This window comes from Salipiger thiooxidans (assembly GCF_900102075.1).
GTDB lineage: Bacteria > Pseudomonadota > Alphaproteobacteria > Rhodobacterales > Rhodobacteraceae > Salipiger > Salipiger thiooxidans.
In genome coordinates this window covers 188578-210163 of sequence record NZ_FNAV01000002.1, presented here as the reverse complement: position 1 = coordinate 210163, position 21586 = coordinate 188578, and the positions used below count along the sequence as shown (strand labels likewise).

The 21586-nt window shown below is 68.6% G+C and carries 20 protein-coding genes; 10 read left to right on the top strand and 10 right to left on the bottom strand.

From position 1 onward, the window contains the following. Positions 1-16: 16 nt before the first annotated feature. Positions 17-1543, bottom strand: coding sequence for an ABC transporter substrate-binding protein (locus tag BLQ77_RS03275; protein ID WP_089955348.1), 1527 nt, complete (start codon positions 1541-1543; stop codon positions 17-19). A gap of 33 nt (positions 1544-1576) precedes the next feature. Next, entirely contained in the window at positions 1577-2212 is a 636-nt protein-coding gene (locus tag BLQ77_RS03270; RefSeq protein ID WP_089955345.1) for an RraA family protein, read from the bottom strand. Positions 2213-2477: 265 nt separating this feature from the next. On the opposite strand from BLQ77_RS03270, the gene BLQ77_RS03265 reads away from it, so the two are divergent. Further along, on the top strand, positions 2478-3410 hold the full coding sequence (locus BLQ77_RS03265) for a LysR family transcriptional regulator (protein WP_089955342.1): 933 nt from the start codon (positions 2478-2480) through the stop codon (positions 3408-3410). Between the two features lie 16 nt (positions 3411-3426). Here the strand turns inward: BLQ77_RS03265 and BLQ77_RS03260 are convergent, their stop codons facing one another. Beyond that, the gene (locus BLQ77_RS03260; RefSeq protein ID WP_089955337.1) at positions 3427-4671 is read right to left on the bottom strand and encodes a Zn-dependent hydrolase; all 1245 of its coding nucleotides are present in this window, start codon (positions 4669-4671) and stop codon (positions 3427-3429) included. 203 nt (positions 4672-4874) lie between these two features. Here BLQ77_RS03260 and BLQ77_RS03255 point away from each other — a divergent pair, with 203 nt between their 5' ends. Both BLQ77_RS03255 and BLQ77_RS03250 read left to right on the top strand, forming a co-directional pair. Next, positions 4875-5579, top strand: coding sequence for an HAD family hydrolase (locus BLQ77_RS03255; RefSeq protein ID WP_089955333.1), 705 nt, complete (start codon positions 4875-4877; stop codon positions 5577-5579). A gap of 2 nt (positions 5580-5581) precedes the next feature. Then, on the top strand, positions 5582-6361 hold the full coding sequence (locus tag BLQ77_RS03250) for an SDR family NAD(P)-dependent oxidoreductase (RefSeq protein ID WP_089955328.1): 780 nt from the start codon (positions 5582-5584) through the stop codon (positions 6359-6361). Between the two features lie 9 nt (positions 6362-6370). On the opposite strand, the gene BLQ77_RS03245 is transcribed toward BLQ77_RS03250, so the two are convergent. The 3 genes from BLQ77_RS03245 to BLQ77_RS03235 form a co-directional block, all read right to left on the bottom strand. After that, the gene (locus tag BLQ77_RS03245) at positions 6371-7171 is read right to left on the bottom strand and encodes a DeoR/GlpR family DNA-binding transcription regulator (RefSeq protein ID WP_089955326.1); all 801 of its coding nucleotides are present in this window, start codon (positions 7169-7171) and stop codon (positions 6371-6373) included. A 118-nt stretch (positions 7172-7289) separates the two neighbouring features. After that, positions 7290-8801 carry an FGGY-family carbohydrate kinase gene (locus BLQ77_RS03240; protein WP_089955321.1) on the bottom strand — a complete coding sequence of 504 codons (1512 nt, stop codon included), beginning with the start codon at positions 8799-8801 and terminating at the stop codon, positions 7290-7292. A gap of 9 nt (positions 8802-8810) precedes the next feature. After that, complete coding sequence (locus BLQ77_RS03235; protein WP_089955315.1) at positions 8811-9608, bottom strand: BtpA/SgcQ family protein; 798 nt, start codon at positions 9606-9608, stop codon at positions 8811-8813. A gap of 253 nt (positions 9609-9861) precedes the next feature. Here BLQ77_RS03235 and BLQ77_RS03230 point away from each other — a divergent pair, with 253 nt between their 5' ends. The 6 genes from BLQ77_RS03230 to BLQ77_RS03205 all read left to right on the top strand — a co-directional run bounded on the left by BLQ77_RS03230 (position 9862) and on the right by BLQ77_RS03205 (position 16368). After that, positions 9862-10677, top strand: coding sequence for a carbohydrate ABC transporter permease (locus tag BLQ77_RS03230; protein ID WP_008884888.1), 816 nt, complete (start codon positions 9862-9864; stop codon positions 10675-10677). Between the two features lie 67 nt (positions 10678-10744). After that, positions 10745-12022: an ABC transporter substrate-binding protein gene (locus tag BLQ77_RS03225; RefSeq protein WP_089955312.1), complete on the top strand. Its 1278-nt coding sequence runs from the start codon at positions 10745-10747 to the stop codon at positions 12020-12022. Between the two features lie 9 nt (positions 12023-12031). Beyond that, a complete protein-coding gene (locus tag BLQ77_RS03220) occupies positions 12032-12919 on the top strand; it encodes a carbohydrate ABC transporter permease (RefSeq protein WP_008885730.1) in 888 nt (295 codons plus the stop codon). A gap of 6 nt (positions 12920-12925) precedes the next feature. Beyond that, the gene (locus tag BLQ77_RS03215; RefSeq protein WP_089955308.1) at positions 12926-14038 is read left to right on the top strand and encodes an ABC transporter ATP-binding protein; all 1113 of its coding nucleotides are present in this window, start codon (positions 12926-12928) and stop codon (positions 14036-14038) included. 3 nt (positions 14039-14041) lie between these two features. Beyond that, positions 14042-15025 (top strand): phosphotransferase enzyme family protein, encoded by a 984-nt coding sequence (locus BLQ77_RS03210; protein WP_089955305.1) that lies wholly within the window; start codon positions 14042-14044, stop codon positions 15023-15025. A 5-nt stretch (positions 15026-15030) separates the two neighbouring features. Continuing rightward, on the top strand, positions 15031-16368 hold the full coding sequence (locus BLQ77_RS03205) for an aspartate aminotransferase family protein (protein WP_089955301.1): 1338 nt from the start codon (positions 15031-15033) through the stop codon (positions 16366-16368). Between the two features lie 7 nt (positions 16369-16375). Here the strand turns inward: BLQ77_RS03205 and BLQ77_RS03200 are convergent, their stop codons facing one another. The 3 genes from BLQ77_RS03200 to BLQ77_RS03190 are packed head-to-tail and all read right to left on the bottom strand — an operon-like array spanning position 16376 to position 19249. Then, positions 16376-17644, bottom strand: coding sequence for an NAD(P)/FAD-dependent oxidoreductase (locus BLQ77_RS03200; RefSeq protein ID WP_089955298.1), 1269 nt, complete (start codon positions 17642-17644; stop codon positions 16376-16378). Next, positions 17641-18384: an N-formylglutamate amidohydrolase gene (locus BLQ77_RS03195; protein WP_089955294.1), complete on the bottom strand. Its 744-nt coding sequence runs from the start codon at positions 18382-18384 to the stop codon at positions 17641-17643. The genes BLQ77_RS03200 and BLQ77_RS03195 overlap by 4 nt, the downstream gene beginning before the upstream one ends. Continuing rightward, on the bottom strand, positions 18377-19249 hold the full coding sequence (locus BLQ77_RS03190) for a MurR/RpiR family transcriptional regulator (RefSeq protein WP_089955291.1): 873 nt from the start codon (positions 19247-19249) through the stop codon (positions 18377-18379). Before BLQ77_RS03190 ends, BLQ77_RS03195 begins: the two co-directional genes overlap by 8 nt. 143 nt (positions 19250-19392) lie before the next feature. Between BLQ77_RS03190 and BLQ77_RS03185 the strand changes: the two genes are divergently transcribed. Beyond that, positions 19393-21090 (top strand): peptide ABC transporter substrate-binding protein, encoded by a 1698-nt coding sequence (locus BLQ77_RS03185; protein WP_089955289.1) that lies wholly within the window; start codon positions 19393-19395, stop codon positions 21088-21090. Between the two features lie 114 nt (positions 21091-21204). Here the strand turns inward: BLQ77_RS03185 and BLQ77_RS03180 are convergent, their stop codons facing one another. Beyond that, positions 21205-21549 carry a RidA family protein gene (locus tag BLQ77_RS03180; RefSeq protein ID WP_008886076.1) on the bottom strand — a complete coding sequence of 115 codons (345 nt, stop codon included), beginning with the start codon at positions 21547-21549 and terminating at the stop codon, positions 21205-21207. Positions 21550-21586 lie beyond the last annotated feature (37 nt).

Here is a 21586-nt window from a genome sequence, read left to right as displayed (position 1 = left end):
CGCCCCCAGTCGGGGATCACTTCCAGCTGGCTTCCCACCAGCGGGCGAACTCGTCGGGGTAGGGCGTGAAGCTCAGGTCCGGCGAGAGGCCGTAGTTCACGTTGAAGTTGTACATGGGCATCCAGTAGGCCTGGTCCACGATCTCCTTCACCGCCATCGAGTAGTTTTCGGCGCGCACCTCGCGGTCCGACGCGGTGTCGGCGGTGGTGAGCCACTCGGCAAGCTGCGGGTCCTGGATCAGGTCGTCGGCGCCGCCGCCGAAGAAGTTCGACAGGATGAAGGCCGCGTCGCCGATGCCGTAGCTGCCCCAGTTCGAGAAGAACGCCGGAAGCTCCTTGGCGCGCCACTGGCCGACGCCGGCCGCGTATTGCTGCTCGTTCAGGATCAGCGTCACGCCGACCTTGGCGAGATCCGCGGCCACGGCCTCGGCCACGGGGCGGGGCATAGCGGCGAAGACCATCTCCATCTCGAAGCCGTCGGCATAGCCCGCGTCCGCCAGCATCTGCCTGGCCTTCTCGGGGTCGTACTCATAGGCGGTGACGTCCTGCTCGCAGCCGAACTGGGCCGGGTTGCAGGGCGTATTCAGCACCTCGGAGCCGGCGCCGCCGAAGGCTTTGGTGATGGCCTCGCGGTTGACTGCGTGGATCAGGGCCTGACGGACCTCCTGCTTGGCGATGGGGCTCTCGGCGTCGAGCGCGAGCGGTGCGAAGCCCACGTAGGCGATGCGCATGATCGGCGCCGAGATCACCTGCACGCGGCTCTCCAGACGCGAGGCCTGATCCGGCGGGATGCGCCAGATCCAGTCGAGGTTGCCCGACATCAGCTCGGCGTACTGGGTGTTGAGCTCGGGGATGGTGCGCACGACGATCTTGCCGATGCTGGCGCCGGCCTTCGGGCCCTCGGGATAGTAGTCCTCGAACTTCTCGAGCTCGTAGCGCACGCCGGGCTCCTGCGAGACCAGCTTGTAGGGGCCGGTGCCGATGGGCGTGCGGGTGATGCCCTCGGAGCCGTTCTCGGCGAAGAATTCGTGCGGGTAGATCGGCAGCGCGTCGGCGAGCATCTCGAGCGCGCCGGCGAAGGGCTTCGACATGTTGATGCGCACGGTGTAGTCGTCGATCTTCTCGACGCTGTCGATCCAGTCGACGTAGATCGCGTAGCGGGTGCCGTACTCGGGGTCGGTCACCATGTCGAAGGTGGTCACCACGTCATCGGCGGTGAAATCCGCGCCGTTGTGGAATTTGACGCCCTCGCGCAGCTTGAACTCCATCACCAGCGGCTCGACGTACTCGTAGCTCTCGGCCAGCGCCGGGAGGAACTCGCCGGTGTTGAGGTCCTTGTAGAGCAGCCCGTCATAGATGTGGCGGGCGAGGATCAGGCCCTGACGGCCCGCGATCTTGTAGCTGTCGAGCGGCTCCGGTTCGGCGGCGAAGGCCACGTTCAGCGTGTCGTCGGCCTTGCCCGCGTGGGCGGCACCGGCGGCCAGCGACAGCGCCAGAGCGCTCGCGCCCAGCAGGCGGGCCATGGTGGTCGTCGTGAGGGTCATGAGGAGAGTTCCCTGTTGCGTTGCGTTTGTCATTCAGTCGGCCGCCACGCGCGGCTCTTTCGGTTGGGCCAGGTCGGCCATGGTCTCGCCGGCATGCAGGCGGCGGATGAGCTCGGGTTCGTTGGCCTGCATCGCCAGCGCCCGGGTGCAGTGCATTTCGGCATCAGAGGGGGGCAGCACCACCACGCCGTTCTCGTCCGCGATCACCAGGTCGCCCGGCGCGACGCTGACCCCGCCGCAGGCGACGCGGTGATTGACGTTGCCGCCAAGCCCGCGCTGGCGGGTGGTGATGGGCGAGCGGCCGCGGCACCAGACCGGGAAGCCCAGCTCGCGGATCGCGCTGAGATCGGTGATGAACCCGTCGATGATGGCGCCCTTCACGCCGCGCGCGATGGCGGCATTGGTGGTGACGGCGCCCCAGCAGGCGTGGCGCAGGTCGCCGCAACGGTCGACGACCACGATCTGGCCGGGCTCGGCGATGGAGAGCGCCTCGACCAGCGCCATGCCGTCGTCTCCGGGCAGGCGGACGGTCAGCGCCGGGCCCGCGATGCGAATCCCCGAGCTCACCGACTGGATCGCCGGGACCATGAAGCCGTCGGACAGGAAGTGGCCCAGCGTCGCTGTTTCGACGGTGGCGTAATCGACGGTGGCGTCCGGGGTGGCGGTCATGAGGCGGTCCGATCTGCAAGAGTTCCCCAAATCGAAGCGTTATGATTGGGCAGGGTCAAATAACCGTCCGCTATCGCTGGGATAGCCTCGTGGCGGGCCGGCGCGCGGCGCGGCTGTGCGACGTTGTGCGCGGATGCTGGCGGAGGCGCGTTTTCGCTGTAAAGTCACGCCATCCGCGTGTAACGCCTCGCGGCGACCGTGCCCTGCGGTCCCCGGGGGATCGCGGGCCGGGACAATTCCCGTTGCTCCGGCAAGTGATGAAAAAATGGACGGTATTTCCCTGACCGAGCTGAACTGGAACCTCCTGCGCACCTTCCACGTGATCGCGGAAGAGCAGAGCCTGACGCGGGCGGCGCAGCGTCTGGGGGTGAGCCAGCCCTCGGTCACCAACGCCCTGCGCAAGCTCGAGGAGCAGCTCGGCTGTCAGCTGGTGTTCCGCGACAGCCGCCATTTCGAGCTGACCCTGCGCGGCACCAAGATCCACCGCGAATGCACCGAGATGCTCCGCTCGGCCGACCGCATCGCCGGCCTCAGCCGCCACGGTGTGGACGAGGAGCGCGGCGAGGTGCGGTTCCAGATCATCACCAACCTGCGCAGCCCGCTCTTCGACGAGGCACTCCGGCTCTTCCACCAGCGCCACCCCTCGGTCAGCTTCCGCATCGAGGTGCAAAGCAGCCAGACCATCATCCGCAACCTTCAGGACGAGCGCGTCGGCCTCGGGGTCTGCCTGCTGTCGAAGCCGGTGATGAACCTGACCTGCCGCAAGCTCTTCCGCGAGGAGTTCGGCATCTTCTGCGGCAAGGAGCACCCGCTCTTCGGGCGCGAGGACGTGGCGCTGCGCGATCTCCAGCAGGAGCCCTTCATCACCTTCGCCTGCGCCACCGACGCGGGCGGGCTCGAGCCCATGGCGGTGCTGCGCCAGAGCGCCAACCTCGGCCAGCGCATCAGCGGCGCCTCGCCCAACATGGAAGAGATCCGGCGCATGATCATGTCCGGGCTCGGCATCGGGATCCTGCCGCTGGTCTCGGTGATGGATGAAATCGAGCACGGCAATCTCTGGCCGCTCAAGATCTCGGACCAGCAGCTCGGCGCCGACGTCTTCCTCGTCACCAACCCGCGGCTGCAGCTTTCCTCCGCCGAGGAGAAGTTCGTGCATCTCATCGAGGAGCTGCTGAACCTCTACCCCGACATGGGCTGAGGCCGCGCACCGCCGGTCAGCGGTCGGCGCGGGCAACGGCCGTGTGCAGCAGCACGTTGAGACCGGCGACGAGATCCTCGGGCGCGCAATCCTCGCGGTTGTTGTGGGTGATGCCGCCTTTGCAGGGCGTGAAGATCATCGCGGTGGGGCAGTGGGTGGCGAGGAAATAGGCGTCGTGCCCGGCCTGGCTCTGGATGTCGCGCCAGCGCAAGCCCATGCGCTGCGCCTCGCCACGCACCATGGCCACGAGGCCTGCATCGAAGATGTCGCCGCCCCAGTGCCATTCGTCCTCGACGCTGGCGGTGCAGCCGGCCCTTGCGGCGGATTCGTGCAGCGCGCGGCGCATCTTCTCGGCCATGACGCGGGTGGTGACCGGGTCCGGGTGGCGAACGTCGCAGATCGCCTCGGCGCTCTCGGACAGGATCCCGGGCTTGTTGGGCCAGGCGCTGAGCTTGGCCGCGGTGGCCTTGCCGTCATGCACCGCGTAATCCCAGCCGATGTCGTCCACCGCCGTCAGCCAGCGCGCGCCGGCCACCAGCGCGTTGTGGCGCAGGTCCATGGGCGTGGGGCCGGTGTGGGCGGTCTCGCCCTCGAAGCGGGCGCGGATGCCGCGACTCGGGTAGCCGCCGGTCACCACGCCCAGCTCGTAGCCTTCGGCGTCGAGCAGCGGGCCCTGTTCGATGTGCATCTCGAGATAGGCGTCGATCTCGGCGCCGCCGCAGGGGATGTTGCCCTTGTAGCCGATGCGCGAGAGCTCGTCGCCGAAGCGGGCGCCGTCATCGGCGACGAGATCATGCACCCAGCCGGTCTCGTAGCGACCGACGAAGCAGCCCGAGGCCACCATCGGTGGCGAGAAGCGGGAGCCTTCCTCGTTGGTCCAGTTGACGATGACGATGGGGCGCCGGGTGACGTGGCCCAGATCGTTGAGGCTGCGCACCACCTCGAGCGCCGCCAGCACCCCCGCGATTCCGTCGAATCGGCCGCCGTTGATCTGCGTGTCGAGGTGGCTGCCGATCATCACCGGCGGCAGCTCGTTCTGGCGACCGTCGCGGCGGGCGAAGATCGAGCCGCATTCGTCGATGCCGATGGTGAGGCCCGCGTCCTCGCACCACTCCACGAAGAGGTCGCGCATGTCGCGGTCCGCATCCGACAGCGCCAGTCGCGACAACCCGCCAGGGCGCCCCATGCCGATCTGGGCCGAGGCCTCGATGGTGCTCCAATAGCGGTCGAGATCTGCGCGGGCGTCGGGCGAGAAGGGCATCGGTCGGTCCTTGGCTGTGAAAGGGGCGCGAGGCTGTCGGGCCAAGACAAGCACGAGGGCGGTCCGCTCACAAATAGCGCCTGCCTATGGCTGCGATACCTGCGCCGGTGGCCAGGGCGCGTGCCCAGGGCAAAGCCAGTGTGCTAAAATGTTTGCAACTGTTCGAATCTTGGTTAGGGTCGCACGAAACCAGCGGAGCCTTCATGACCGTACCGTCCGGGGCCGCCACCATCGCGGCCATCGCCTTTGACATTGACGGGACGCTGGTCGACAGCGAGCCGCTGCACCTCGACGTGCTGAACGAGGTCTGCGCCGAGACCGGGGTCGACCTGAGCGGCCTCGACGACGATCGCTTCCGCGGCGTGCATCTCGCCGACGTCTGGACCGCGCTGGAACCGCGCCGGCCTGCGGACCTGTCGCACCAGCGCTGGACCGACCTCATCGTCGCGCGCTACTGCGCCCGTGCCGGAGAGCTGCGGCCGCTGGCGGGCATGGAAGAGCTGCTGGCGGCGGCGCGCGGGGCAGGGGTCCGCATGGTCTGCGTCTCGAACTCGGTCCGCCGCATCGTCGACGCCAATATCGCGGCCCTCGGCATCGCCGGCGACATCGCGTTCTCCGTCAGCTACGACGACGTGCCCCACGGCAAGCCTCACCCGGCGCCCTACGCCATGGCGGCCTCGCGCCTCGGTCTCGCGCCCGCCCAGGTCGCGGCCGTCGAGGACAGTGAAACCGGCGCCATCTCGGCCAGCGCCGCCGGGCTGCGGGTCTTCGGCATCGCGACCGAGCATCTCGTTGTGCCCGGCGCCGAGCTGACCGTGGCGCGGCTCGACGAACTCATCACCCCCATTCTGGGCGTCACCGCGCCCGATGCCCTGCCGCGGCCGGGCGATCTGACCAAGGAGCAATGACCATGAAGATCGGAACCGACCTCGCAGGCAAGCGCGCTATCGTGACCGGCGGCGCGAGGGGCATCGGCGCCGCGATCTGCGCGACGCTGGCCGAGCACGGGGTCCGGGTCGCCATCGCCGACCTCGACGAGGCCGCCGCGCGCGAGACCGCCGCCGGGCTGGGCGCGGACCACATCGGGCTCGGCATCGACGTGCGCCGCCGCGACAGCGTCGAGACCGCCTTTGCGCAGGTGACCGAAGCCTTCGGCGGCTACGACATCCTCTGCGCCAACGCCGGGGTCTCGACCATGAACCGGGCGGTGGAGCTGACCGACGAGGAATGGGACTTCAACCTCGACGTCAACACCCGCGGCGTGTTCCTGACCAACCAAATCGCCGCGCGGCATTTCCTTTCGGCGGGCACGGGCGTGATCGTGAACACCGCCTCGCTCGCCGCCAAGATCGGCGCGCCGCTGCTGGCGCATTACTCTGCCTCGAAATTCGCGGTGCTGGGCTGGACGCAGGCGCTGGCGCGCGAGCTGGCCTCGGACGGCATTCGCGTCAACGCGGTCTGCCCGGGCTTCGTGCGCACCGGCATGCAGGAGCGCGAAGTGGCGTGGGAGGCAGAGCTGCGCGGCCTCACCCCCGAGGAGGTCATCGCCGACTACGTCCGCCAGACGCCGCTGGGCCGGCTCGAAGAGCCCGAGGACATCGCAACGCTGGTGGCCTTCCTCGCCTCGGACGCGGCGGGCTTCATGACCGGGCAGGGCATCAACGTGACCGGCGGTGTCTACACCACCTGAGCGGCGCGCTCAGGCCCCGGCGACGATCACCCTGACCTTCGCGGCGGCAAGATCCGCCGCGAGCGCGGGGCCCGGTGCCTCGTCCGTCACCAGCACGTCGAACTGGCCGAGCGTGCCGATCTGCACCAGCGCCATCTCGTCGAACTTCGAGCTGTCCGCCAGCACCACCTTGCGGGTGGCGCGGCTCATGTAGACGCGTTTGATCTCGGTATCCTCGATGGAATAATCGAAGATCCCCTCCGGCGAGATCGACGAGACGCCGATGAAGGCGATGTCGAACCAGAGCTTGCGCGCCTGTTCCAGCGCGATGGGGCCGACCATGGATTTCTCGTTGGGCCGCAGCCTCCCGCCGAGCAGGTAGACCTCGGCCCGGGTGTCGAGCGCCGCGACCCGCAGGTTGTTGGTGAAGACGCGCTGCTGCGCCTCCGCCACCAGCAGCTTGCCGAGTTCGAAGGTGGTCGTGCCCACGTCGAGCGCGGTGATCTGGCCCGCCGTCACCAGCCGGGCGGCGGCGCGGGCGATGCGGGCCTTGGCCTCGGCATTGCGCCGGAGGCGCTCGTCGAAGAAGGGCTCGGCGATGCGGGTCTCGGCCTCGGGCTCCGAGGCGATGGCGCCGCCATGGGTGCGCCGCAGGTCGCCGCGTTCCTCGAGCTCCGCGAGATCGCGGCGCACGGTCATCTCGGAGACCTTGAAGGTCTCGGCCAGATCGGCGGAGGACATGAAGCCGTTGTCGCGCACCATCTGCGAGATGCGGTCCTTGCGGACGCGCCCGATCAGCCTGCCGGGCCCCTTCGATGTGGCGGTGCTCATGCTGTGCTGGTCCCTTCCTCAGGTCATAAGGTGCGGCCCACGACCCGGTCCGGTCATAGTCGGATCAATACAAACAGAAAGCAACATTGAAAGGCACAAGCGGCCCCCTGGCGCCGGGTCAGGCGGGCGATGCCTCGCGGTGGAAGAACGGCTTCAGCGCCTCGTAGAGCGCCCGGAAATCGCGGTAGCCTGCGTCGTGTACGGCCTTTGCGACGGGGTCGGGTTCGAACAGCTCGCCATAGGCCACGAGCGTGGTGATCTCGGCCCAGTCGGCGGTGCCAGCGGCCACCGCCGCCACCCAGGCCGCGCCCGCGCAGGAGCCGTGGGCATTGCCCAGCACCTGCACCGGCCGCCCGGCCACGTCGGCCATGATCTGCATCCAGACCCGGCTGGCGCTGCCGCCGTCCGAGGCAAACAGCCGGCGCGGGTGGTGGCCGATCTCCTCGAGCACCTCGAGGTGGTGGCGGAAGGCATAGGCCACGGATTCGAGCAGCGCCCGCCAGAGATGGCCGCGCGTGTGGTTGAGCCCGAGCCCGGTGAAGGTGCCACGGGCGAGCGGGTCGTGGATCGGGGTCTTCTCGCCGAGAAGATAGGGCAGGCAGAGCAGCCCGTCACTGCCCGGTGGCACCGCACCCGCGAGCCGGTCGAGCGTGCGGTGGGGCTTTTCCGCGTCGGGTTCGGGGCCGGGCTCGGGGATCAGCAGGCCCGAGAACCAGTTGAGCGCCGAACCGGTTGCCGCCATGCAGCCGTTGGGCGCGTAGAGCCCGGGTACGAGGTGGTAATCGAGGAACAGCCGCGGGTCGGCACGCACCGCGTCAGAGATCACGATGATGTCGCCCGCGCCGCCGAATTTCAGCAGCACGTCGCCGGGCGCGGTGAGCCCCGCCGCCAGCGCCGAGGCGATGTGATCCGCAGCCCCGCCGAAGACCGGCAGACCCTCGGGCAGGCCGGTCGCCGCGGCGGCCCCGGCAGTGACCGCGCCGATGACGTCGTGCGAGGCGTGTTTCGGCGGGATCGCCCCGGGCGGCAGATGCGCCAGAGCCACGAGATCCCCGGCGATGGCGTGGTCGGCGAGGTCGATGAATCCGGCCTCGAGCGCCCAGTTGTGCTCGACCCCGCGATGACCGGTGAGGCGCAGGTTTATGAAGTCGTAAGAACCGAAGACCGTGGCGATGCGGGCAAAGACCTCGGGCTCGTGGGTCTCGATCCAGCGCAGCTTCGCGGCCACCAGTTGCTGGTTGATGCCGTTGCCGGTGCGGGCAAGGAAGTCGGCCTCTGGCACCTCGGCGGCAAGCGCCTGCACCTCGGCGCCGCAGCGCCCGTCGCTCTGCTGGATCGAGGGGCGGAGCAGCTGGCCGTCGGCGTCGAGCAGCACCACCGCGGGCAGCATCCCGGTGACGCAGATGCCGCGCAGGCGGGCGCCTTTGGGCAGGGCCTGCATGACCTCGGCCAGCACCTCGCAGGCGTTGGCCCACCACTCCTCGGGGTCTTCCTCGGCCCAGCCGTAGTGCGGTGACGAGAGCGTCACGGGCCGGCTTGCGGTGGCGGTGACCCGCGCCGGCACGGCCACAAGCGCGGCGATGGTGCTGGTGGTGCCGATGTCCAGCCCGATGACGTAATCGTCTTGCATTATGGCCCCTTACAGGCTGTCGACCACGTCCATGAAACGCTTGACCCGGTCCGCGTCAACCTTGTTCCAGGTGTTGCCGTCGACCTTGAAATGAGTGCCGATGACGCAGCCGTCTGCGATCGACATGATCTCTTGCACGTTGTCGATGCGCACGCCGGTGTTGGCCAGCAGCGGGGTGTCGGGCACCGCCTCGCGGACCTTGCACAGGTCCGAGGTCTCGGCCGACTGGCCGGTGAGCGGCCCGGAGACGAGGATGGCGTCTGCCAGCGACGAGAACACCGCGCTCTTGGCGCGCAGCTCAATGGGGCGGCTGTCGAGGGACGAGGCGAACTCGGCGTTGATGTTGAACAGCAGCTTGAGGTCGGTGCAGCCGAGGTTGCGGCGCAGGCGCAGCGCCTCGCCGGCGTTGGGTTCCCACATGCCCATGTCCGAGGCGAAGAGCCCGGTGAAGATCTCTCGCGCGAAGCTCGCACCCGTGGCATTGGCAAGCGCCACCGAGCCCACCGGATCCCACAGGTAGTTCACGCCGAAGGGCACCTTCAGCATCGGCTTCACCGCCATCACCACCGCGGTCATCGCCGCCAGCGACTGCGGGCAGGCCTTGAGCTGGTAGGGGCGGTCGTTCTCGTTGCCGAACATGATGCAATGCACGCCGCCGGCCTGCAGCTTCTCGATGTCCGAGGCGACCTCGTCGATGAGCTTGGCCATGCCGCCGTCGGCGTCGTAGAGCGGCGAGCCGGGCAGGGCGCCGATATGGGCCATGGCGATCACGCCCTTCCGGTTCGACCCGAAGAATTCAAGTGTCATTGCTACTCGCCTTTCCCTGTGGCCGGGGCGGTCATGGCGCCGGCGGTCTGATCTCTGTCGCGTGGTGCGGGCGGGCAAAGCATTTGCCCGCAAAAGCGGCGTCCTGAAACGGTTCTCACAAAAACAAACAAAAACGCAAGTTAATTCGATCATTTTTGTTGCATGGTGGGCGGCGTCGTGGAAACGTCGATGAAAATTCGGGACGATGCACAATGACGCACAGGGATACCCGCGATCCGGGACGGTCGCTCGCATGAAGGTCGCGCGGCTCGATGGACTGGTGCGGCACCTGATCCTGGCGGGGTTCTCCGCCAGCATCGCGCTGCCGCTGCTCTGGGTGCTGCGGGTCAGCCTGACCGACAAGCTCACCGCCTACAGGCTGCCGCCCGAAATCGGCCAGATCGGCCTGCACAATTTCGTCGAGGTTCTGACCCAGTACGATTTCACCCGCTGGTTCGGCAATTCGGTCTTCGTGGCGGTGCTGGCCACCGCGATCTCGCTCCCCGCCGCGGCGATGATGGCCTATGCCACCGCCCGTTACCGCACCGGGGGGTGGCCGCTGATGATGATGGTGCTCTCGAGCCAGATGATCCCGCCCATCGTGCTGGTGCTGCCGATGTTCCTCGTCTTCACCACGCTGATGCCGGTGCCGGGGATCATCGCCATCACCATCGCCCACGTCGCCATCAACCTGCCGTTCATGGCGTGGATCATGATTTCCTTCTTCGACGAGGACACCCGCTCGCTCGAAGAGGCCGCGCGCTGCGACGGCGCCACCCGCTGGCAGGCCTTCACCAGGGTCACTATCCCCGTGGCCATGCCCGGCATCATCGCCGCGGGGCTGCTGGGCTTCATCCTGAGCTGGAACGAGTTCCTCTACGCGCTGATCCTTGGCAACCATTCCAGCCAGACGCTGGCGGTGGGGCTGGCCTCGCTCGAGACCCACGCGGGCGTCAACATCGCCCCCCTCGCGGCGGCCACGCTGCTGGCGCTGGCGCCGGTGCTCATCCTGCTGCCGTTCCTGCAGAAATACCTCATCAAGGGGCTGTCTCTCGGCGCCCTGAAGTGACCCGGACACGACCCCAAACCGACCCGGCGCAAAGATCGGGATCCCCGTCCAACAAGGAGACACCAGTATGAAGAAATACATGCTCTCATCGCTCAGCGCGCTGGCGCTGACCGCCGTGGCGGCCCACGCCGAGACGGTCAACATCCTGATGGAGGCGGTGCCGGACACCACCTACATCCAGCAGCTCCTGCCCGAGTTCGAGGAGGCCACCGGCATCGACGTGAACCTCGAGGTGGTCAACTACGCCGAGATGCACACCAAGCTGGTGCCGCAGCTGGTGTCGAACTCGGGCAGCTACTCGGCCATCGTGGTCGACTTCTACTGGGTGGGCGAGTTCTTCAAGGCGGGCTGGATGCAGCCGCTGGACGACCGCATCGCCGCTGACGGTTTCGACACCTCGGTCTACGTGCCCGCGATGATGGACCTCGTGGGGCAGGTCGAGGGCACCACCTACATGCTGCCCTTCTACAACTACGCCATGGGGCTGCTCTACCGCACCGACCTGCTCGAGGACGAGGCCAACAAGACCGCCTACATGGACGCTTTCGGCACCGAGCTGAAGAAGCCCGAGACCTGGGACGAGTACCTGCAGCAGGTGAAGTTCTTCACCAAGGACGGCTCCTACGGCGTGGTGAACCAGGGCCTGCGCCCCGATCCCATCGCGATGGAATGGTCGAACTACCTCTTCGCCAAGGGCGGCGAGTTCATCGACGACGGCTGGCACGCCACCTTCAACTCGCCCGAGGGTGTGGCGGCGCTCGAGGATTACATCACCAACCTCAACGACTACGGTCCGGTGGGCGCGGCCAGCTTCTCGTTCGACGAGGCGTTCAACGTCTTCAGCCAGGGCCAGGCCTACAGCTACATCACCTACAACTTCTTCCGGGCTGCCGTTGACGATGCCTCGGGCTCGGCCATCGTCGGCAAGGGCGAGATCATGGGCGTCCCCGGCCAGACGCCGGAAGAGGGCGGCTCTCTCAACGGCGCGTGGGGCTGGGCGATCCCGAAATCCTCTCCCAACCCCGACGCGGCCTGGGAATTCCTGAAGTGGGTCGAAAGCCCCGAGATCGCGAAGAAACGCGCGCTGCTCGGCGGCTCGGCCACCCGGCTCGACGTGTTCGACGACGCCGAGGTGATCGCCAAGTACCCGCAGACCACCGCGCTCAAGGAGCTGCTGCTGGGCTCGCATAACTTCCCGACCTTCACCTACACGCCTCAGTTCGTCGAGGTGCTGGGCCGCGAGCTGTCGCTGGCGGTCTCGGGCGAGAAATCGGCGCAGGAGGCGCTCGACGCCGCCGCCGCCGAGTTCGACGAGCTCGCCATCAAAGACGGCCGTCAGGAGTAACCCCGCCTCATGGCGCATGTGACGACCATGGAAAGAGAGAACCGGCGCTTCGGCTGGCTGCTGACGGCGCCGGGTCTCGTCCTTCTTGCGGCGGTGGTCCTGTTCCCGATCGTCTGGGCCGGGATCACCTCCTTCTTCAACTACTCGCTGATCTTCCCGGGCTACGACGATTTCGCCGGCCTCGGGAATTACGCCAAGGCCGCCGATGACGGCGAGTTCCTGCATTCCGCCTGGATCACGCTGCTCTTCGTGGTGGCGGTGGTTGGCATCCAGTTCGTCGCGGGCTTCGTCGTGGCGCTGATGCTGAACGACGCGAGGCGGGGCAAGACGGTCTACTACCTCATCCTGCTCTGCCCGCTGCTCATCAACCCGGTGGTGGTGGGGCTCATGTGGCGGATGATCCTGCACCCGACGCTCGGCATCGTGAACTGGCTTCTGGGCACCGTGGGGATCGAGCCGGTCAACTGGCTGGGCGCCCCCGACATGGCGTTCTGGACCGTGGTTCTGGTCGACATCTGGCACCAGGTCTCGTTCATGGTGGTCCTCCTGCTCGCCGGTCTCAGCGCGCTTCCCGCCGAGCCCTACGAGGCGGCGCGGGTCGACGGGGCCACACCCTTCCAGCGCTTCTGGCACATCACCCTGCCGATGATGAAGCCGGTGATCGTGGTGACGCTGCTCATCCGCATGATCTTTGCCATCAAGACCTATGACATCATCTACATCATGACCCGCGGCGGCCCCGGGGTCGCCACCGATCTCATCAGCTACTTCATCTACCGGCGCGCCTTCGTGAGCCTCGATCTGGGCGAGGCCTGCGCCATGGCGGCCATGCTTCTCATCGTGATCGCGGGGCTGACGGCGGTGCTGTGGCGCTCGATGCGCCAGGTTCAGGACTAAGACGCAATGGCATCCATCCAACTCAACTCCGTCTCGCGCATCTACGGGCAGGGCGCCTCCGCCGTGCACGCGGTCAAGGGCATCGACCTGCAGATCGAGGACGGCGAGTTCATGATCTTCCTCGGCCCCTCGGGCTGCGGTAAGTCCACCACGCTGCGCATGATCGCGGGGCTCGAGCCGGTGTCGCAGGGCGACCTGCTGATCGACGGGCAGCGCGTCAACGACGTGGACCCGGCCGAGCGCGACCTCGCCATCGTGTTCCAGAACTACGCGCTCTATCCGCACATGTCGGTGCGCCAGAACATGGCCTTCGGGCTCAAGCTGCGCGGCACGCCGGGGCCGGAAATCGAGAGCCGCATCGCGGGCGTGGCCGAGACGCTGGGCATCCGCCCGCTGCTCGACCGCAAGCCCTCGCAGCTCTCTGGCGGGCAGCGTCAGCGGGTGGCGCTGGGCCGGGCGCTGGTGCGCGAGCCGCGCGCCTTCCTGCTCGACGAGCCGCTGTCGAACCTCGACGCCAAGCTGCGCTCGGTGATGCGCACCGAGCTCATCAAGCTGCACCGCAAGCTCGGGACCACGATGATCCACGTCACCCATGACCAGGTCGAGGCGATGACCATGGGCACCCGCATCTGCATCATGCGCGGCGGCGAGATCGTGCAGGTGGGCAAGCCGCAGGACGTCTACCGCGACCCGGCGGACACCTTCGTGGCGGGCTTCCTCGCCACCCCGCCGATGAACCTGATCCCGGCGCGGATCGAGGCGGCGGGCGAGGGGCTCGCGGTCATCGCGCCCGGGCTCTCGGTGCCGGTGCCCGAGGCCTACCGCGCGGCCTATGCGCCCTATACCGGGCGCGAGGTGATCCTTGGCATCCGCCCCGAGGATCTCTTCGAGACACCCGAGGGGGCCGCCCCCGCCGCCATCGACTGCAGCATCGAGACCGTCGAGGCGCTTGGCCCCGAGACCATCCTCAACGTCAAGCTGGGGCAGGGCGGGTCCGAGCTGGCCGCCCGCCTTCCCGCCGAGGGCGACTGGGAGGTGGCGCGGCAGATCCGGCTCTTTGCGGACAGCCTGCGGATGCACCTCTTCGATCCCGAGACCACCCGCAAGATCGCGCGCTGAACGATGCTCTACGACGATGCCTTCCTTGTGGTACTGGAACGCGGGCTGCGCGAGGCGCTGCCGCTCTGGGGGCTCGCGCCCGACACGCCGTGCCGGCTGCTGACCGTCTCCGAGAACGCCACCTTCCTTGTGGAGCCGCCCGGGCGCCGCGTCGTCATGCGCGTGCAGCGGCCGGGCTACAATTCCGAAGCCGAGATCCGTTCGGAGCTGGCGTGGCTCGCTGCCCTGCGCGACGGCGACGTGGTGCCCACCCCCGCGCCGATCCCTCTGGCCGATGGCGCGCCGCTCGCGCGCTTCGACGCCGGGGGCACGCGGATGCTGATCGCCTGCTTCGAGTTCATGCCCGGCCTGCCGCCGGACGAGACCGGCGACCTCGTGGCGTGGTTCACGACGCTGGGCGAGATGACCGCGCGGCTGCACGACCATGCCCGGCGCTGGAGCCCGCCCGCGGGCTTCGTGCGGCGGGTCTGGGACTGGGAGAGCTGCATCGGCCCGGACGCCGACTGGGGCGACTGGCGCTGTGGCATCGGCCTCGGGCCCGAGGGGCGGGCAGTGCTGGAACGCGCCGTGGCGCACCTGCGCGAGCGCACCGATGCCTATGGCCGCGACGCCGCGCGCTGGGGGCTCATCCATGCCGACATGAAACCCGCCAACCTGCTGGCCGAGGGCACAAGGCTCGGCGTCATCGACTTCGACGACTGCGGCATGGGCTGGTTCATGTTCGATTTCGCCGCCTCCGTCAGCGGGCTGGAATGCGACCCGCGGCTCGGCGCGCTTCAGGCGAGCTGGCTCGAGGGATACCGCGGCGTCGCGCCCGTCGCGCCCGAGGACGAGGCGATCCTGCCCGCGCTGGTGCTGCTGCGGCGTATCCAGCTTACCGCCTGGGCTGCCGGCCACTCGGAAACGCCTCTCGGCCAGAGCGCCGGGACCGGGTTCACCGTGGGCACGGTGGAACTGGCGGAACGCTACCTTTCGGAACACGGATAGGACAGATGTCAGAGATCAGCGAAGTCATAGACCTGAACCGCTTCGACGAGACGGCCGTGGTCGAGGATCCCGGCCTCGCCGCGGCGCTGGCCCGCCGCCGCGCCAGCTTCGGCGCCGCCTCGGTGCTGTTCTACGACCGGCCCATCCACATGGCGCGGGCAAGCGGTGCGTGGATGTACGACGTCGACGGGCGGGGGTACCTCGACCTCTACAACAACGTGCCCTGCATCGGCCATTCGCACCCCGCCGTGGCCGAGGCCATCGCGCGGCAGGCGGGCATCCTCAACACTAACACACGCTACCTCGTGGACATCGTGCACGACTACGCCGAGCGGCTGCTGGCCGAGTTTCCGGCGGGGCTCGACAACGTGGTGCTGACCTGCACCGGCTCCGAGAGTAACGACCTTGCCCTGCGCATGGCCGAGGCCTTCACCGGCCGGCGCGGCGTCATCGTGACCGAGCTCGCCTATCACGGCAACTCGAGCTCTACGACGGCGATCTCGCCCGGGTCTCGCGCCGACCGCTCGGTGCCCGCGCACGTGCGGACGGTGCCGCCGCCCGAGGCCTTCCGCAGCGGTGACGCCGATCCGGGCGCCAGCTTCGGTGCGGCAGTGCAGGCGGCGATTGACGATCTCGGGCGCGCGGGCTTCGGGATCTCGGCGCTGATCATCGACACGATCTTTTCGAGCGACGGCGTCTACGCGGCGCCCGAGGGGCTGCTCGTGCCGGCGGTCGAGGCGGTGCAGGCGGCCGGGGGGCTTTTCATCGCGGACGAGGTGCAGCCTGGCTTCGGGCGCACCGGACAGTCGATGTGGGGCTTCGGCGCCCACGGCGTGACGCCCGACATCGTCACGATGGGCAAGCCCATGGGCAACGGCTTTCCGATGTCGGGCGCGGTGACGCGGCCCGAGATCCTGACCGCCTTCTGCGCGCGGAATGCCGGCTATTTCAACACCTTCGGCGGCAATCCTCTGGCGGCTGCCGCGGGGCTTGCGGTGCTCGACACGCTCAAGGGCGAAGGGCTGCTCGCCAATGCCAGCGCCATGGGCGCGCATCTGCGCGAGGGCGTGCGCGGGCTTTGTGGCGAGGGCTCGGTGATCGGCGATGTGCGCGGCGCGGGGCTGTTCCTAGGGGTCGAGATCAGCCGTCCCGGCACCCGCGAGCCCGATGGCGCCGCCGCCCGCGCCGTCATCAACGGGCTGCGCGAGCGCGGCGTCATGGTCGGCGCGACGGGGCCCTTCGGCAACGTGCTGAAGGTGCGGCCGCCGCTCTGCTTCAACCGCGACGATGCGGCGGCGTTCCTGACCGCGCTGGCTGAGGTCTGCGTACCGCTCGCGCGCTGAGCGGGGCTCAGCTCTCGAGCCGGTCGCGCACCTTGTTGATGGTGCCGCGGAAGCCCTGCACCGCAAGTCCGATAGCGCGCCCGGCAACAATGCGCGCGGGCGACTCGGAGGGCCAGAGCTTTGCGCCCTCGTCGGGATCCCGAAGCGTCTCGGCGAAGGCGCGCCCGAGCGCCGCCGAGGTCGGCACGCCGCGCCCGGAGTAGCCCACGAGCCCCCAGAGCCCGTCCTCGAGCTCGAAGATCGCCGGGCGCTGGCGGGCGGAGATTCCGACGGTGCCGGACCAGTGGTGCGTCCACTGCAGGCCCTCGAGCACCGGGTAGAGGTCCGTGAGCCGCTTGGTGAAGCCCTCGAAGGTGTGCTCGGTCAGGCGACCGCGCCGGGGTTCGACCAGCCCGCCGGTGATGATCCGGCCCTCGGTGTCGACGCGGAAGAACATCGGGTCGCGCCGGGTGTCCGAGAAGTTCACACCCGAGGGCAGCACCGCCGCGCGCTGCGCCTTTGTCAGCCGCTCGCTGGCGACCGCGTAGGAGGTGATCGGCACGATGCTCTTGCGCAGCCGGGCGGGAATGACCTGCGTGCCATAGGCGTTGGTGGTCAGCCCGACCTTGCGGCTGGTGATCTCGCCATGCGGGGTGCGCAGCAGCCAGCGGCCCTGCGCGCTCCGGGTGATGCCGATGAGCGGCGTTTGAGTGAAGATCCGGACGCCCGCCTCCTTCGCGGCCGAGGCGAGCCCGCGGACGTAGGCCAGCGGGTTCAGGTGGCCGCCGTCGCGGTGCACCCAGCCGCCGAGATAGCCGGGGATGCCGCTCAGCTCCTCGACCTCGGCGGGATCGAGGAAGCGGTCGGCCTTGCCATAGGCTGCGTACTTGGCGTGCGCGGCCTGGGCACGGGCAAGGCCCGCGGGGCTGTGCGCGGCGTTGAGCCAGCCCTTCTGCACGGGCGCGCAGTCGATCCCCAGCTCCTCGATCATGTCGAAGACCATGCGGCCGGAGTCGCGCAGCAGGGCAAAGCCCGCGGGCGGCAGCTCGGCGGGGTCGAGGTAGTTGAACACCGGAATGCACTGGCCATGGTTGCGGCCCGAGCCGCCTCGGCCGATCTCGCCCGCTTCCAGCAGCGCCACCGACAGCCCGCGCCGCGCCAGTTCCAGCGCGGCGATGGTGCCGCTGAAGCCCGCGCCCACCAGCGTCACGTCGGCGGTGTAGAGCCCCTCGAGTGGCCGCGTCGGCGGGGGCGGGGGCGCGTCATGGGCGTAGGGTGTCTTGTTGATTTCGGTCATGCGCGTTCCCTTTCGCCGACACAGGTTTCGAGTGCCGCCGCCAGGCGCGCCGCCCAGCCGGCGGTGTCACGCGGTGTCTCGAGCAAATCGTTGCTGATTTCGATGCCGCAGGCCCGGAGCCCGCTGCCATGCGTATGGCGGTCCACGGTGTAGATACCGCCGCGCCCGGAGTAGGGCTGGTTGTCCCCCAGCCTCAATCCGGCATCGCGCCCGAGGGCCTCGAGCAGTGGCCTTGAGAGCGCAGGGTTCTCGTTCCAGATCGTGCCCGCGTCCCACGGCCGGCGGATGCCGTCGAAGACGCGGGTGCAGCTGTGCAGGGCAAGGAACACCGGGTCGGCATGGCGCGCCGTGACGCGGGCCCAGAGCACACCCACCGCCTCGTGGTAGGGCCAGAAGATCGCCTCCTGCCGCAGCGCGCGGGCCTCGGGCGTGAGCGTGCGGTTGCCGGGGATCGGCGTGCCTTCGACCTGCACCGCGATCGAGCGCGGATCCTCGAGCCAGCGGTTGAGGTCCAGCACCAGCCGGCTCACTGTCCCAAGCACCACCGGCGCGTCGAGCCGGTCGGCCAGCGCGCGCGCCAGAGGCTCGACGCCGAGGTCGCAGAAATGGTGCGTCGCGTGCCAGTGCTCCTCGAGCCCCAGCGCGCCGAAGCGGTCAGGCGTCGCGATGCCGGCGTGGTCCACGACGATGAGCCCGGGGAAGCGGCCCTCGGGGTTCAGGATCACCGGGTATTCAGTCATGCGTGTCTCCGTCCGTGCGCTTGGCGCCCTCGCTGCGCAACGTCTCGATCCGCGCCAGCCGCGCCCGGGCCGCCTCGCGGTTGCGGTCGGCCACCGCGGCCACCAGCGCCTCGACCTGCGCGGTGGGCACCACCCGTGAGCCGAAGGGCGACAGCGTCTCGTCGGGCGCGGTCAGCACCGCCTCGGCCAGCTGCGCGATGGGCGAGCGCCACGGATCGGTCAGCAGCACGATGCGCGCCCCCGCCGCCCGCGCACCCTCGGCGAAGGAGAGCAGCTCTTCCTGGTAGCGGCGGTAGTCGAAGATCACCACGAGGTCGCGCGGGCCAAGATCCACCAGCGTGTCGTAGGCAAAGCCCAGCTGCATATCGAGCAGCGTCACGTCGGGGCGCAGCTGCGAGAGCTGCATCGCCAGCCGCTGCGCGAGGATGCGGCTGTAGCGCCCGCCAAGGGGCCGCACGTGCAGGCGGCTGTCCGACAGCAGCTCGGCGATGGCGTCGAACTCGGCCGGCACCGCCTGGTCGGCGGCACGGCGCAGGCTCTCGGCCTGCATCAGCAGCGCGCGGCGATAGAGATGGTGCTCGGCGCCGCCGTCCTTTGCGCGGTCGATCTGCTGCAGGGGCGAGCCGAGCTGGCGGTCGATCTCAGCCTTCACCGCGTCCTGGAAGTCTGCGAAGCGCGGGAACCCGAGCTTGGCGAGGTAGCGCAGCACGGTCGGCCCGCTCACCCCGGCGCGGGTCGCCAGCGATTCGACGGTTCCCAGCGCGCTGCCGGGAAAGTTCTCGGCAAAGGCCGCGGCAAGCTTGCGCTCGGCGGTGGACACCGCCGAATTGCGCAGCCGCGCGGCAAGATCGTCGGAGGATTTCATTGGGGCAGGCGCGGGTTGAGGGCGATTGTGCGGTGTATGGTTTGTTACATATTGACTGAAGCGCGTATACTGCGCAACTTTTATTACATAAAGCCCGGCGCGCCTGAGGCCGTCGGGGACCGATCCCAACAGGAGACCCCCCCATGAAACCCCATGCCCTGATGGCCGCCACCGCGTTGGCGCTGCTGCCGATGACGGCGAGCGCCGAGCGCGGCAGCGACGGCGCGCTGAAGATCCTCTACTGGCAGGCGGCCTCGACGATGAACCCGTATCTTTCGGGCATCGCCAAGGAGGTCGAGGCCGCCTCGCTCGTGCTCGAGCCCCTGGCGCGCTTCTCCGAGACCGGCGCCCTGGTGCCGATCCTCGTGGACGAGATCCCGACGGTCGAGAACGGCGGCGTGGCCGAGGACCTGATGAGCATCACCTGGACCCTGCGCGAGGGGCTGACCTGGGCCGACGGCACCGCCGTGACGCCGCAGGACGTGATCTTCACCTGGAAATACTGCACCGATGAACACAGCGGCTGCGCGGCGCTGTCGCAGTTCGACGGTGTCGCCGACGTGGTGGCCGTGGACGACCGCACCATCGAGGTGCGCTTCTCCGAGCCCAAGCCCTATCCCTACACCGCTTTCGTGAGCTCCGAGGCGCCGATCCTGCAGGAAGCGCAGTTCAAGGACTGCACCGGCGAGCTGGTGGCGACCTGCACCGAAGAGAACACCTATCCAGTCGGCACCGGCCCCTACATGGTGACGGACTTCCGCGCCAACGACGTGATCACCTACGCGATGAACCCGAACTACCGCGAGGCCGACAAGCCGGCCTTCGCCTCGGTCACCATCAAGGGGGGCGGCGACCCTGCGTCGGCGGCGCGCGCGGTGCTGCAGACCGGCGAGGTCGACTACGCCTGGAACCTGCAGCTCTCGCCCGACATCCTCGCGCAGATGACCGACGGTCCGGGCGAGGTCATCGCCTCGGACGGCTCGGCCGTCGAGTTCATCTTCATGAACCAGACCGACCCGGATCCGGCGCTCGGCGAGGCGCGCGCCACCTTCGCGGGCGGCAAGCACCCGTTCCTCTCGGATCCGCGCGTCGGCAAGGCGCTGTCGCTGGCCATCGACCGTTCGATCGTCGCCGAGGCGCTCTACGGCGACGCGGGCGTGCCGGGCTGCGCCGTGGTCCCGGCGCCCGAGCTCTATGCGTCGGACGCCAACGCGGGCTGCGAGGTGCAGGATCTCGAGGCCGCGGCCGCGCTGCTCGATGAGGCCGGCTGGACCGACAGCGACGGCGACGGCATCCGCGACAAGGACGGCGAGAAGCTTTCGATCCTGTTCCAGACCTCGACCAACGGCGTGCGCCAGGACAGCCAGGCGCTGATCAAGCAGTGGTGGGGCGAGATCGGCGTCGAGACCGAGCTGCGCAACATCGACGCCTCGGTGTTCTTCGGCGGCGACCCGGGTTCGCCCGACACCCGCCAGAAGTTCTACGCCGACGTGCAGATGTACACCGACAACTCCAAGGGGCAGGACCCCGAGGCCTTCCTCGGCAACTGGAGCTGCGCCAACGTGCCGTCGCCGGAAACGCAATGGCAGGGCAACAACATCCAGCGCTTCTGCTCGGAGGATTACGACGCCCTGATCGCAGAGTTCCGCACCGCCGCGACGCTCGACGAGCGCGGCCGCATCGCGCGCGAGATGAACGACATGCTGATCGACAGCTACTCCATCGTGCCGCTCATCCACCGCAACAACATCTCGGGCAAGGCACGCAGCCTCGAGGGCGTGCGGATGAACAGCTGGGACAGCCAGATCTGGAACATCGCCGACTGGTACCGCGCCGAGTGATCGGCGCCTTTCATCGGGACAAAAGGAAACGGGGCGTGGAAACACGCCCCGTTTTTTCTGCCAATGACAAAGCGGCAGGTCCGGCGGCGGGTCTTTGCGCCCGCCTGTCCGGGATTACTTCGCGGCGGTGACCACGATCTCGACGAGCACGTCCTTGCCCAGTTCGGCCACGCCGATGAAGGCGCGCACGGGCAGGTGCTCGGGGTCGAGCCAGGTGGTCCAGGCCTCGTTCAGCCCGTCCTTCTGCGAGAAGTCGGTGGCGTAGATCATGGCGGACAGCAGCTTGTCCTTCGAGGTGCCGGCCTCGGCCAGCAGCGCGTCGAGCTTGGCGCAGATCTCTTCGGTCTGGCCCTTCATGTCCTTGCTGCGGTCGTCGGCGACGAGGCCGCCGATGTAGACGGTGCCGTTGTGCTCGACGATGCGGTGGTGGATCGCGGTGCGCGTGGTGCGGGTGATCATCCGGTTGTCTCCTTGCTGGACGAAATGGTCCTGTCGT